Below are 12,980 nucleotides of genomic sequence, written 5' to 3'. Positions count from 1 at the left end.
TAAAACTAATAGATAATTTAAAATTGATTTTTTCAAAAGTAAAAAACAAAATATTTATTGAATATTATGATAAGCCTTTTGAAATTTTATCGAAAATTGAAAAAGAAAAGATTTAAATAGTATCTATGATTTTTAAAGGTATAGATGGTGTGAATATGAGTTATACGATAACGAAATTTGATCACAATCAAGAACTACCAGAATCTACATTTGTATTTGATAGGTCCAAACATCAAAATGTGGAGGACTGTTTAGAAACGAATCAGGATTGATGTTATGAACTAAAAAATAACGGATGTTTATCAAATTTTTAAATTCCTGAATGTCTCCTTTATTTGCTGGTTTATTTTCTTCAGGAGTAAACATTTTCTTAAGTACTGCAAGTGAAGCATCGGAGACCATGTTTCCTAAATATAAATTAGTAACTCCGGCTGCTCTAACTTTGTCAATTTGGTTTTTTCCTTTTTTCTTTAATTTAGAAGTTTTTTTGATTTTTATTGAGTAACAGAATTCCTTTTTTTATTCTTGTGATGGTGATTCTTGCTACTACAAGTTGTTGAACAAAATTTTTGAGCTTTGCGTCTTGTTGGTTCGAATTTTTTCTGACAAAATTCGCAAGTTTATAATTGTTTTTCCATTAAATTACGCGTCAAACAAACGTATGTTTGACGCATAATATTAGTTTTAAATAGTTTTAACATTGAAAATAACTTCCAAAATCATTTTTTCTAATTTAGTATTATCTACTATTGGGCGTTGTTTTTTCTTTTTAGGCTTAGGTACTTTCGATAGTTGATTGAACGCTTCCTTCGAGTTCTCTATTTGCTCATTTTCTTCGTTTATTTCTATTGCATCTTCTTCTTGAGCATCTTCAATTTTAGCATACCTTGATAAAATATCTGGAAGGTATTGCAATACAAACTCACCTACCGTAAAATTAAAATCCTTTTCTAAATCTAAATACCTTCCGAAGTAATTACAGATATCTTTTAAATGTGTTACATAAAATTGACATTACACATGAAATGCTCCTATAATACTAATGTGAACATCTTCACCATTGTACTTCTTTACATTTTGACTTAACCATTGCGTTAAATCTATAAACAACATTAAATATTCGTAATACTTTTCTATTATTACTAAGAACTCAAACTCTGTCAATTCTTTTAATTTCTCAACTATTTTGAAGGTATTCTGTTCTAAAAATGTTCTTTTTCCAATTAAATAAGAATTTACTTCTAATGCATTTTCATTAGTAAATATTCCACTGCCCAACTTATTATCCATGAAATAAAATTCATCATAGAAGGGAGTAACTCTTTTTAACTTCCCTGTTAAAGGATTTCAGTAAGAAAAATACACATACCAACGTTTAGATAAATCACCATTGGCATCATAAATTTTGGGGTTCGAATATTTTTTTTTCATGGACAAATCGTATGCAAAAACGTATGCATTTTGATTATCAAAGATAAGACTTTTGTTAAAATTAGACATAAAAAAACAGTTTAGAAAGCTAAACTGTTGTTTTACATTATCTTAAAAATAGTAGCGGGGACTGGACTCGAACCAGCGACCTTCGGGTTATGAGCCCGACGAGCTACCTACTGCTCTACCCCGCGATTTGGATTGCAAATATACAACTAAATAGCAATAAAACAATACATTTTAAATTTATAATTAAACTTTTGTATCTTTTCATAGTCTAAAAAGCATAACCATCCAACTAATACTATGAACAGCAAACATATACAGCATTTATATTGGCGCGCCGGATTTGGATTATCTCCAGAAAAATTATCTAAATTCCAAAAAAAGTCTAAAAAAGCATTGGTTAAAAGCCTATTTGAGCAATCTAAAACAAGCACTTCTATTAATTTAGTTAGTATTGATGACGTTAAAAGTTATAAAAATTTCAAAAAACTTAATTTAGAACAAAGAAGACAACTTCAAAAAGATAATAGAAATAAAATTATTGAATTAAATGTAGCTTGGATAGATAGTATTTTTAATTCTAAAGAATTACTTAGAGAACGAATGACCTTATTTTGGGCAAATCATTTTGTTTGCAAAGCCCAATCTAGTTATCATATTCAAATATTCAATAATATTTTAAGAGAGAATGCTTTGGGAAATTTTGGTGATTTTGTAAAAGCAGTTTCTAAATCTGCCTCCATGTTAAAGTATTTAAATGCTAAACAGAATAAAAAACAAAGTCCTAATGAGAATTTTGCACGTGAATTAATGGAGCTTTTTACTTTAGGTGTTGGTAACTATACAGAAAAAGACATTAAAGAGTCCGCAAAAGCTTTTACCGGATGGAATCATAAATTAAATGGTGATTTCATTTTAAAAGATAAACAACATGATTTTAGTGAAAAAGAATTTTTTGGTAAAACAGGAAAGTTCTCTGGGGAGGAAATTATTGATATAATTTTAGAGCAAAAACAGTGTGCTAAATTTATATGTGAAAAAATCTATGGTTACTTTGTAAATACCAATATAAATCCAAAACATATAAATGAGCTTGTTGATGTTTTTTATCCTAATTATGATATTGCCAAACTAATGCAGCATATTTTTATGTCTAAATGGTTTTATAACGAAGAAAACGTGGGAACCAAAATAAAATCACCCATAGAATTATTAGCTGGTATAAACAATACGGTACCTCTAAAATTTAAACTTAACAAGCAGCTATTATACCTTCAAAAAAAATTAGGCCAACAATTATTAAACCCAATAAATGTTGCTGGATGGGAAGGGGGACAAGCTTGGATTGATACTAATACTTTAATGCTTCGTTTAAAATTACCTTCAATATTATTGAACAATGCTGTTATTTCTTTAACAGGAATTTCCGAATTTGAAGACACATATGAGCAATATACAAAAAAAAGAAAATCACAAAAAAGAGCTTTAAGAATAAACCAAGACTGGGAAATGTTTAATAAAACCTACGGAAATTTAAGCGCTAATGATTTACAGAATATACTATTACCTAGTAAATTAAGTAATGAAGCTAAAGTTCTTTTAAGTGAAATTTTGTTTGATAACCCAAAAGATTACACTATCCAATTAATGTCATTGCCTGAATATCAACTTTGTTAAAACTAACATTATGAAAAGAAGAGATTTTATAAAAAATAGCGCCCTTGCAAGTAGTTTATTTTATGTACCAAGTTTTGTAAACGCGTTTAATAAATTAGATTTAAGTTTAGCTGGTTATAAACGCTTAGTAATTGTTCAGCTTTCAGGAGGAAATGATGGTTTAAACACAGTAATACCTTACAATAATGACATTTATTTTAAAAACCGACCAACAATTGGCCAGAAAACTTCTAGTATTTTAAAAATAAATGATGAATTAGGTTTTCATAAAAACTTAGCGCCACTTAAAAGGTTATTCGATAAAGGCTATGTTTCAGTTATAAATAATGTTGGGTATCCAAATCCTAATCGTTCACATTTTAGATCTACCGATATTTGGCAGACCGCCAGTAATTCTAACCAATATTTAAACTCTGGTTGGCTTGGTAGATATTTAGATTCTTATGGAAAATCCCCTCACAATGCCATTCAAGTAGATGATAGTCTTTCCTTGGTTATGAAGGGTAATAAGTTAAACGGAATGGCGGTGCAAGACGCAAAACAACTCTATTATAATGCGCAAGACCCGTATTTTAAAAAAGTTTTAGAACACCATAGCGATCAACATTTAAGTGAGCATAATTTAGGGTATTTGTACAAAACAATGATTGCTGCTGAAAATTCAGCTCAATACATTTATAATAAATCAAAAACTTACAATTCAACCCAAGAATACCCAAATAACCCTCTTGGAAATCAACTTAAAACGGCTGCTGAATTTATAAATTCGGGTGTAGATTGTAAAATCTTATACACATCTTTGGGAGGTTTTGATACACATTTTAATCAAACATCTCGCCAAGAAAAATTATTAAGTGTTTATAGCGAATCTATTGATGCATTTGTAAAAGACTTAGAAAAAAACGACACCTTTAAAGATACTTTAATTTTAACTTTTTCTGAATTTGGAAGAAGAGTAAAACAAAACGCTGCCAATGGAACAGACCACGGTACTGCAAATAATGTTTTTATAATTGGAAAGAACCTTAAAAAGAATGGTATTTATAATGAAATGCCAAATTTATCAGATTTAGATAGCAATGGTGACTTAAAATATTCTGTTGATTTTAGACAAATTTACGCTACAATTCTTAAAAATTGGATGGAAGTTGACGACAAAGTCATTTTAAATAAATCGTTTAAACCATTAACTTTTTTATAATTTATAAGAACTAAGCGTACATTTAAACTAACTTTGCTGTTTTATATATTAAGTTTATGGCACATAAAGCAGGTTTTGTAAATATTATCGGAAATCCTAATGTAGGTAAATCTACATTAATGAATGCATTGGTTGGTGAGCGTTTATCAATTATTACATCTAAAGCGCAAACAACGCGTCATAGGATTTTAGGAATTGTAAATGGTGAAGATTTTCAAATTTTATTTTCAGATACTCCTGGTATTATTAAACCAGCTTATGAATTGCAAGCATCAATGATGGATTTTGTAAAATCTGCCTTTGAAGATGCTGATGTGCTTATTTATATGGTTGAAATTGGCGAAAAAGAATTAAAAGATGAAAAGTTTTTTAATAAAATTCAAAATTCAAAAATTCCTGTTTTATTATTAATAAATAAAATTGATACTTCATCACAAGAACAGGTTGAAGAAAAATTATTGTATTGGAAAGAAAAAGTTCCAAATGCTGAAGTTACCTTAGTTTCAGCTCTTGAAGGTTTTAATGTGCAAGGTGTTTTTGATAGAATTATTGAATTGCTTCCTGTATCACCCGCATTTTACCCTAAAGATCAATTAACAGATAAACCTGAACGTTTTTTTGTAAACGAAGCTATTCGTGAAAAAATATTATTACACTACAAAAAAGAAATTCCATATGCTGTTGAAGTTGATACTGAAGAGTTTTTTGAAAGCGACAAAATAATTAAAATTCGTTCTGTAATTATGGTTGAACGTGAAACTCAAAAAGGAATTATTATTGGCCATAAAGGCGCTTCTTTAAAACGTGTAGGAACTGAAGCACGTAAAGATTTGGAAAAATTCTTCGGTAAAAAAATTCATTTAGAATTGTATGTAAAAGTTAACAAAAATTGGAGAAGCGATAAACGTCAGCTAAAACGATTTGGTTATAACGAATAAAATATAGCTTTTAGAAACATTAAATTTACATGTTTTTTAAATACTAATAGATAGTTTTAGATTAGTTAACATTTACTTAAAAACACTATTTCATATTTGCAGCTAACAAATAAATGAAATATGAAATTTTTAAGTAAACTAATCTTAGCTTCAATTATAACAATGTCAATAAGCTGTGAAAGTGATGACAATGATCCTATTATTGAACCTACAAATACAAATGTAAATTTTCAACATAAAACTACCATAAATATAGGTGGAGAAGGCGCTTCAGAAATTACAGCTTTTGATCCAATATCTAAAAATTTATTTACCGTAAATGTAGAATCTGAACAGATAGCTGTTTATAACATCTCTAACTTAGATGTACCTCAACAACAAAATGCTATTGAATTAAGTGCTTATGGCTCTCCTAATAGTGTAGCCGTTAATAATGGAAAATTAGCTATTGCAGTTGAATCTCACATTAAACAAAATTTAGGGAAAATTTTACTTTTCAACACCAGTGACTCTTCTTTAATAAATGAATTTACGGTGGGCTCATTACCTGATATGGTAACTTTTTCAAAAGATGGAAAATTAATAATCTCAGCAAATGAAGGAGAACCAAATAACGATTACTCTGTTGATCCAGAAGGAACTATAAGTATTATTGACATTGAAAAAGGGATTACAACTACCTTAAATTTTTCAAATTTTAACGCTGATGAAGCGGCCCTAAAAAATAAAGGATTTAGAGTTTTTGGACCTAATGCTACTTTAGCAAAAGATGTAGAACCTGAATACATTACCGTTTCTGAAGACTCAAAAATTGCCTGGGTTTCTCTTCAAGAAAATAATGGAATTGCTAAAATTAATTTAGAAAGTAAATCTATTATAGATATTTACCCTTTAGGTTTTAAAGACTATAACCTTAACGGCAATGAAATAGACGCAAGTGATAAAGATGGTTCAAAAGAAATAAAAAAATGGCCTATAAAAAGTATGTATCAACCAGATGCAATTACTTCTGTAAATATAAATGGAGTTGAATATATAATTTCTGCAAATGAAGGAGATTCTAGAGATTATGATGGCTTTAGCGAAGAAGAAAGAGTTAGTAAACTAATCTTAGATGAAACTGCTTTTCCTGCTTCTGAAGATTTTCAAAATGAAATTAACTTAGGAAGATTAAAAATTACAACTACACTTGGAGACACCGATAATGATGGTGATTACGATGAATTGTACTCCTACGGTGCCAGATCATTTTCAATTTGGTCTGAAAATATAGATCTAATTTATGATAGCGGTAACAATATTGCCTCTGAAACTCTTTCTTTAAGTCCTGATAGATTTAATGATAACGATAAAAGAAGTGATGACAAAGGAGCAGAGCCAGAAAGTGTAGAGATTTTAAATATTGGTAATGAACGTTATATTTTATTTGTTGGGTTAGAAAGAAATGATCAAGTTCTTATATATGACATTACAAACCCAAATGCTCCACAATTTTTAAATATCTTATCTCATCCAGGAGATGAAGCTCCTGAAGGTTTATTGGTTATACCTGCAACAGACAGCCCTAACGGAAAAGATTTACTAGTTGTTTCAAATGAAGACAGTGGTACTGTTAGTATTTATGAAAATAAGCAGTAAGTAATTAATCAATTATAGGCTGTCTATTTTTGGCAGCCTATTTATATTATCTCTTTTTGTTAAGCGTTTTCATTAAAAAATTGTTAAGCTCATCCATTTGTTTATGGCTTGTACGCTTCCCAATTCTGCCTAAAAAATACATAACAATCCATATTATAGGTAAACTAATTACTATACTTAAAGCAAAAGAATTATCCGTTTTTAAACTCCATTGAACATAAGCCATTACAGCAAACCCAATAAAAGCAACGGCTACTGCAAAATGAAAAAACATAAACAAAGTCCAAACTGTAGGTTTTGGTCCAAACAACCCTTTTACAATTGTTTTGTTTTCAGTAACCTTTTCAATTTCAATATTTAATTGCGGAGACCAAAAATGATTTTCTGCTTTAGGAACATCTATAACAATATGACCGTCAACAATTTTACTGCAATATTTACAATCTCCATCCTTTAAATTATCTTCAAATTTTGAGATTAAACACTGCTGGCTTTCATTGAAATCCATTTTAAATCTAGGCCTTAAATGAATGTCGCTATTCTTTTTAGATTCCATAAAGTTGATTTTTTTAGAATTGAAATATAGTAATTTTATTCAAATAGCTAATTTCTAATAGTTAATACCTTAATTTACAAAATTAAATTGCTTAGTTTTGCAAAAAATTTCAATACTAATTTATGAGTAATATTGTAGCCATAGTAGGAAGGCCTAATGTTGGAAAATCAACACTGTTTAATCGTTTAGTTCAACGACGTGATGCTATTGTTGATTCTGTGAGTGGAGTTACACGTGATAGACATTACGGTAAAAGTGATTGGAATGGAAAAGAGTTTTCTCTTATTGATACTGGTGGATATGCCGTTGGTTCTGATGATGTTTTTGAAGAAGAAATAAGAAAACAAGTTTCTCTAGCCATTGAAGAAGCTGATTTTATTATTTTTGTAGTTGATGTTGAAGAGGGGATTACGCCAATGGATGAAGAAGTTGCAAACCTTTTAAGAAAGGTTAAAAAACCTATTTTTATGGCCGTTAATAAGGTTGACAACTCTATGCGTGAAACTGACGCTGTAGAATTTTACAACCTAGGTTTGGGAGATTATTTTACAATTTCCTCAATTAATGGTAGTGGAACTGGTGAATTATTAGATGCACTTGCTGAAAAATTAGATGAAAATATAGAAGAAATTTCAGAATTACCACGTTTTGCCGTTGTTGGTCGTCCTAATGCAGGAAAATCATCTTTTATTAACGCTCTTATTGGTGAAGAACGTAATATTGTTACAGATATAGCAGGAACAACTCGTGACACTATTGATACAAAATACAATCGTTTTGGTTTTGATTTTAATTTAGTAGATACTGCTGGAATTAGAAAAAAATCTAAAGTAAAAGAAGATTTAGAGTTCTACTCTGTAATGCGAGCTGTTAGAACTATTGAATCATGTGACGTTGCCATTGTGGTAATTGACGCGACTAGAGGGTTTGAAGGTCAAGATGAAAATATTTTCTGGTTAGCTGAAAAAAATAAAAAAGGAGTTGTTATTTTAATAAACAAGTGGGATTTGGTAGAAAAAGAAACCAATACTATGCGTGACTTTGAAGCAAACGTTAGACAAGAAATTGCACCTTTTACAGATGTACCAATTATATTCATAAGCGCACTTACAAAACAACGTCTTTTTAAAGCTATTGAAACTGCCGTTGAAGTTTTTGAAAATAGAAAAAAACGTATTGCCACAAGTAAGTTAAATGAAACAATGTTAGAGATTGTAAAACAACATTCTCCACCTGCTTATAAAGGTAAATTTGTAAAAATAAAATATTGTATGCAATTACCAACACCAACTCCTCAGTTTGTGTTCTTCTGTAATTTACCTCAATATATTAGAGAACCATATAAGCGTTTTGTTGAAAACAAACTACGTGAATTATACGATTTTAGTGGAGTACCTATTGTAATTTATTTCAGAAAGAAATAACCATTTTTTTGGTATATAAAGAGTTTTGAAGAGCATTTTAATTAACTTGGTTCAACATTTCATAATTCTATAATTTACAACTAAAGAAACCCGTATTTCAATTTCGCTCACTAACCTATTGCTGAGCGAAATTGAAGCATAGGTTAATAAATATTTCACTTTTTAAAATTATTCTTAATTAAAACTATCCTCCTATTTTTCTAATAAAATCATCTTTGTAATTATTACCAATTGGAATTCTAATTGTATCAATTAAAATTCTATTTCGCTGCACAGAATGTATGTACTTTAAAGAAACGATATAAGATCTATGCACTCTTACAAATAATTTTGCCGGTAATTTTTCTTCAATTTTTTTGAAACTACTTAAAGTTAAAATTGGTTTATGTGAATTTGAATATATTTTAATATAATCCTTTAATCCTTCAATATATTTTATATCATCCAAGTTTAATTTAATATTTTCATAATCAGCTTTCACAAAAATAAAATCACAATCTTCTTTTAAAGTTGTAGGTTGCTTTTCTTTATTTCCATCTTCTTTTTTCAATAAATAAACTTCTTGAGCTCTATTTACTGCTGTTAAAAATCTATGAAACGGAATTGGCTTTATTAAATAATCTACCGCATTTAAATTAAACCCTTCAATTGCATAATGAGAATATGCTGTTGTAAAAATAAATAATGGCTTATCATCTAAAGATTTTATAAACTCAATTCCAGAAAAATCTGGCATTTCAATATCAGTAAAAATTAAATCTATTGGATTATTTTTTATAATTGAAATAGCATCAATCCCATTTGAACAAGTTGCAGCCAAGTTTAAAAAAGGAACTTTAGAAACAAAATCTTCTAATAATTCAACGGCTAAAGGCTCATCATCAATAATTAAACAATTCATTATTTTTTTAAATTTAGCACTAATTCAATACTATATAGTTTCTCTGACTCTTCAATTTTTAAAGAATGTGTTTCGGGGTATAACAAATTCAACCTACTTTTAATATTTTGTAAACCAATACCAGAACTCGCTTTATTTTTCTCATTTATAGAAATGAAATTATTACTCTTTAAGGTTAATTGCTGACCTTCAATACAAATTTCAATATTAATACTTGTTTTACCGGTATAATCAGTTCCATATTTAAAAGCATTTTCAATAAACGATATTAACAGTAATGGCTCTATAAAATGCTCTAAATTTCCACGAACATTAAAACGAACACCACTACAATCTTTTAATCGAAGTTTTTGAAGTGAAATATAATTTTTTATATAATCAATTTCTTTTGTTAAAGGCACATAATCTTTATCTGTTTCGTACAACATATATCGCATTAGTTCAGATAAAGTAATTATTGCATCTGTTGTATAATCTGACTTTTTATTGGCTAATGAATATATACTATTTAACGAATTAAATAAAAAATGAGGGTTTAACTGAGTCTTTAAAAATGATAATTCTGTATTTATTTTTTGGGTTTCAATTAAACCTTTTAGTTTTTCATTTTTATACCATTCTGAAACTAATTTAATACTTGCGCCAACAGCAAATAATAGTACTCCAAATAAAATTTGAACCCCCATAAAAATATTTTTATTAGGTCTTAAATTTGGGTCTCTATGAAAAGGTCTATCAATTTTACCTTTATGAATCATCATTTCATGATTCAAATTTTCAGGTCTGGGAAATTGATCATTTAAAAAACTTAAAAGAAAAATAAATACTATTGATACCACTACATACAACAATATTTTTTTATTTAAAAGTAATCTGGGCACCAACAAACTAAAATTTAAATAAAACACAAAAATGTTTAAAAACGTTCTTACATAAAATTGATATTCTTGTGGAAAAACCTGGAACCTATTATAAAAAGCCAATAAACTTATTAAAACAATAAGCATCCAACATAAAATGTGGATGATAATTGGGTTTATATTTTTAAAATATGTTTTCAATTGAATTTTGTAAGATGCGAATTTAGTTTTAAATAGTAGTATTAGCCGTTTTTAAAATTGTAATATCATGTTAATCTTTAAAACTGTTTTTACAAAAAAAGAACGGGTTATACCTTTTTAATTGTATAACCCGCATCATAATTATCTTTTAATCATCTTCATCAGTTTCTTCTAAAGGTCTGTATTCCCAATTATCATCAAAATAATAACTTCCGCTTCTACCCATTAACACAAATGCTTTATCTGTAAAACTGAATGAAACAGCATCTTGTCTTGCAGACCCTTCAAAATATGCTTGTTCATCCCATAAATCCGTAGAAGGATCATATACCCATACATTTTGTGAAATTCCTGAAGACTCCCCTGTAGCAATATATCCTAAACCATTTAAGGTAAAAGCTGTTCCGCTTGCAAGCAACACACTATAATCTGAATCATCATCATCTAAATCTGTTAATCTAGTCCAAGTTTGAGATTCACCTTCAAAAACATAAAAATCGTTTTGATAAGCTCCATTTCTTAGTCCTGTTCCCAAATATGCTTTATTACCTAAAACAAAAACTAAAGCATCTTTTCTTTTATCGCCACCAAAACCAACGGACTGTGACCAAGAGTCTGAGACATCATCATACATATAAAAATCTTTCAACTCGCTTCCGTCGTAACCTGTGCCAATATATCCTTTATTACTAACTGAAAAACCAACAGCGCCATATCTAGCCGTACCAATAAAATCTGCCTTTTGTTCCCAAGTATTTGTTGCCGGGTTATAGCACCAAAAATCATTTAACTTATCACTTCCATCATAACCAGTTCCAATATATCCTTTTCCATTTAGTTCAAAACCAACAGCTCCACTTCTTGCCACACCAGGAAAATCGGCTAATTTCACCCAATAATCTCCATTTTTATTATATTCCCAAAGGTCATTTAAATAGTCATCTCCATCATAACCTGTTACTACATATCCTTTATCTCCAATTACAAATGAAACAGAATTACCTCTAGCATCGCCATCAAATGATGAACTTTCTACCCAGTTACCGTATTCTGTTTCATCATCAGATGAACAAGAAATGCTTATTAAAGCAATTAAAATGGTTAAGTATTTGAAATACATTTTTTTTGAACTCATAATCTTATTTTTAACTTTTATCATTTAACAAATTGAATTTTAAACTAACACCTACACTAATATTATTTTTAGTTTTAAATTCATACACACTATTTAAATTTTCATCTAATAATTCATAATCAGATTTTAATTGATATCCCGCATCAACTTCAATTTTCCAATTATTATCTATACAATGGCTAAACTTTAATCCCGAAATAAAGGATTGAAATTTTGCCTTTTTAACTTCACCATCCACATTAACATATGCTTCATTTCCAATATTTGCATAAAACCCTTTAGGCTTTACATACATACTAAACATATTTGTATTGTTTACTTTATAGGAAAATTCTGTAATTGGAAAACCAACACTATATTTTAAATTTTCATTTATTTCTCCTTCAAAAGTTATTAAAGGAATTGGGGTAATAAATCCAAAAGATGAATTGCGAATCACACCCAAATTAAGCTTACTTTTAGTATACTTTTTAGAGAAAACTGCTTCTCCATTTATAATGAAATCATCTAATGAAATTGATGACTCTAAATTTGATGTTATTGTTGGTGAAACACCTATTGAATAACTCCAACCATTTAAAATTTCTTTATTGAATTTTAAAGAATACCCAATAGAGTTAAAACACTCAATCCCTAATAAATCACTATTTAATTTTTCGTTAGAATTGTAATCAACTTTATAATTTGAATATTCTAAACTATTTATTAAAGTTCCTTTTTTAACTTTAACGGCATAATTAAAAGTTACATTAGAGTTTTTAAACCCTACAGAATTAGAGTTGCTGGGAACATAATTAAATTCAGTAGCAAACAAGTTATCTTGTTGACCATAAATTACATTAGAACCAATACATAATACCAGTATAAACAAAACTCTAAAAGCCATTCTATTTTTTAAAAATTCTGCTCAAAAGTATTTAGTTATTATAAAATTAAACCCTAAAATATACCAAATAGCCTTTTTTACCTACTGAAACAGGTTTCCTATCTACAAACCTAAAAACATACTGAT

Annotated in this window: 13 protein-coding genes and 1 tRNA gene; 5 read left to right on the top strand and 9 right to left on the bottom strand. The window is 28.7% G+C overall.

Going from position 1 to position 12,980, the window contains the following annotated elements:
- Window positions 1–204: 204 nt before the first annotated feature.
- The 4 genes from DAD81_RS20770 to DAD81_RS18950 all read right to left on the bottom strand — a co-directional run bounded on the left by DAD81_RS20770 (window position 205) and on the right by DAD81_RS18950 (window position 1,625).
- Window positions 205–402 carry a hypothetical protein gene (locus DAD81_RS20770; protein ID WP_157961193.1) on the bottom strand — a complete coding sequence of 66 codons (198 nt, stop codon included), beginning with the start codon at window positions 400–402 and terminating at the stop codon, window positions 205–207.
- A gap of 282 nt (window positions 403–684) precedes the next feature.
- Window positions 685–915, bottom strand: a complete 231-nt coding sequence (locus DAD81_RS18960; RefSeq protein WP_111709892.1) for a hypothetical protein — start codon at window positions 913–915, stop codon at window positions 685–687.
- A 99-nt stretch (window positions 916–1,014) separates the two neighbouring features.
- Window positions 1,015–1,290, bottom strand: coding sequence for a hypothetical protein (locus DAD81_RS18955; RefSeq protein ID WP_111709891.1), 276 nt, complete (start codon window positions 1,288–1,290; stop codon window positions 1,015–1,017).
- Between the two features lie 262 nt (window positions 1,291–1,552).
- A tRNA-Met gene (locus DAD81_RS18950) sits at window positions 1,553–1,625 on the bottom strand.
- A gap of 112 nt (window positions 1,626–1,737) precedes the next feature.
- Here DAD81_RS18950 and DAD81_RS18945 point away from each other — a divergent pair.
- The 4 genes from DAD81_RS18945 to DAD81_RS18930 all read left to right on the top strand — a co-directional run bounded on the left by DAD81_RS18945 (window position 1,738) and on the right by DAD81_RS18930 (window position 6,891).
- Window positions 1,738–3,114: a DUF1800 domain-containing protein gene (locus DAD81_RS18945; RefSeq protein ID WP_111709890.1), complete on the top strand. Its 1,377-nt coding sequence runs from the start codon at window positions 1,738–1,740 to the stop codon at window positions 3,112–3,114.
- Between the two features lie 10 nt (window positions 3,115–3,124).
- Window positions 3,125–4,315, top strand: coding sequence for a DUF1501 domain-containing protein (locus DAD81_RS18940; protein ID WP_111709889.1), 1,191 nt, complete (start codon window positions 3,125–3,127; stop codon window positions 4,313–4,315).
- A 56-nt stretch (window positions 4,316–4,371) separates the two neighbouring features.
- Window positions 4,372–5,253 (top strand): GTPase Era, encoded by an 882-nt coding sequence (gene era / locus DAD81_RS18935; RefSeq protein WP_111709888.1) that lies wholly within the window; start codon window positions 4,372–4,374, stop codon window positions 5,251–5,253.
- 120 nt (window positions 5,254–5,373) lie between these two features.
- Entirely contained in the window at window positions 5,374–6,891 is a 1,518-nt protein-coding gene (locus tag DAD81_RS18930) for a choice-of-anchor I family protein (protein ID WP_111709887.1), read from the top strand.
- A 46-nt stretch (window positions 6,892–6,937) separates the two neighbouring features.
- On the opposite strand, the gene DAD81_RS18925 is transcribed toward DAD81_RS18930, so the two are convergent.
- Window positions 6,938–7,447 carry a GTP-binding protein gene (locus DAD81_RS18925; protein ID WP_157961192.1) on the bottom strand — a complete coding sequence of 170 codons (510 nt, stop codon included), beginning with the start codon at window positions 7,445–7,447 and terminating at the stop codon, window positions 6,938–6,940.
- A 122-nt stretch (window positions 7,448–7,569) separates the two neighbouring features.
- Between DAD81_RS18925 and der the strand changes: the two genes are divergently transcribed.
- The gene (gene der / locus DAD81_RS18920; RefSeq protein ID WP_111709885.1) at window positions 7,570–8,871 is read left to right on the top strand and encodes a ribosome biogenesis GTPase Der; all 1,302 of its coding nucleotides are present in this window, start codon (window positions 7,570–7,572) and stop codon (window positions 8,869–8,871) included.
- 184 nt (window positions 8,872–9,055) lie between these two features.
- Here the strand turns inward: der and DAD81_RS18915 are convergent, their stop codons facing one another.
- From DAD81_RS18915 to DAD81_RS18900, 4 genes are all read right to left on the bottom strand, one after another.
- Entirely contained in the window at window positions 9,056–9,772 is a 717-nt protein-coding gene (locus tag DAD81_RS18915) for a LytR/AlgR family response regulator transcription factor (protein WP_111709884.1), read from the bottom strand.
- Window positions 9,772–10,533 (bottom strand): sensor histidine kinase, encoded by a 762-nt coding sequence (locus DAD81_RS18910; RefSeq protein WP_157961191.1) that lies wholly within the window; start codon window positions 10,531–10,533, stop codon window positions 9,772–9,774. Before DAD81_RS18910 ends, DAD81_RS18915 begins: the two co-directional genes overlap by 1 nt.
- A 448-nt stretch (window positions 10,534–10,981) precedes the next feature.
- Window positions 10,982–11,968, bottom strand: coding sequence for a Kelch repeat-containing protein (locus DAD81_RS18905; protein WP_111709954.1), 987 nt, complete (start codon window positions 11,966–11,968; stop codon window positions 10,982–10,984).
- A 10-nt stretch (window positions 11,969–11,978) separates the two neighbouring features.
- Complete coding sequence (locus DAD81_RS18900) at window positions 11,979–12,854, bottom strand: DUF6268 family outer membrane beta-barrel protein (protein WP_111709882.1); 876 nt, start codon at window positions 12,852–12,854, stop codon at window positions 11,979–11,981.
- Window positions 12,855–12,980: the final 126 nt, after the last annotated feature.

The organism is Lutibacter citreus (assembly GCF_003260195.1).
Classification (GTDB): Bacteria; Bacteroidota; Bacteroidia; order Flavobacteriales; family Flavobacteriaceae; genus Lutibacter; species Lutibacter citreus.
Note: the sequence above shows the minus strand (reverse complement) of the source record. Positions and strands in the feature narration are given on the sequence as shown.

Bases quoted from the DNA above. Each gene is read 5' to 3' on its own strand.
- DAD81_RS20770 (WP_157961193.1), bottom strand. From the start codon at position 402: ATGGTCTCCGATGCTTCACTTGCAGTACTTAAGAAAATGTTTACTCCT.
- DAD81_RS18955 (WP_111709891.1), bottom strand. From the start codon at position 1,290: ATGGATAATAAGTTGGGCAGTGGAATATTTACTAATGAAAATGCATTA.
- DAD81_RS18945 (WP_111709890.1), top strand. From the start codon at position 1,738: ATGAACAGCAAACATATACAGCATTTATATTGGCGCGCCGGATTTGGA.
- DAD81_RS18940 (WP_111709889.1), top strand. From the start codon at position 3,125: ATGAAAAGAAGAGATTTTATAAAAAATAGCGCCCTTGCAAGTAGTTTA.
- era (WP_111709888.1), top strand. From the start codon at position 4,372: ATGGCACATAAAGCAGGTTTTGTAAATATTATCGGAAATCCTAATGTA.
- DAD81_RS18930 (WP_111709887.1), top strand. From the start codon at position 5,374: ATGAAATTTTTAAGTAAACTAATCTTAGCTTCAATTATAACAATGTCA.
- DAD81_RS18925 (WP_157961192.1), bottom strand. From the start codon at position 7,447: ATGGAATCTAAAAAGAATAGCGACATTCATTTAAGGCCTAGATTTAAA.
- der (WP_111709885.1), top strand. From the start codon at position 7,570: ATGAGTAATATTGTAGCCATAGTAGGAAGGCCTAATGTTGGAAAATCA.
- DAD81_RS18915 (WP_111709884.1), bottom strand. From the start codon at position 9,772: ATGAATTGTTTAATTATTGATGATGAGCCTTTAGCCGTTGAATTATTA.
- DAD81_RS18910 (WP_157961191.1), bottom strand. From the start codon at position 10,533: ATGATGATTCATAAAGGTAAAATTGATAGACCTTTTCATAGAGACCCA.
- DAD81_RS18905 (WP_111709954.1), bottom strand. From the start codon at position 11,968: ATGAGTTCAAAAAAAATGTATTTCAAATACTTAACCATTTTAATTGCT.
- DAD81_RS18900 (WP_111709882.1), bottom strand. From the start codon at position 12,854: ATGGCTTTTAGAGTTTTGTTTATACTGGTATTATGTATTGGTTCTAAT.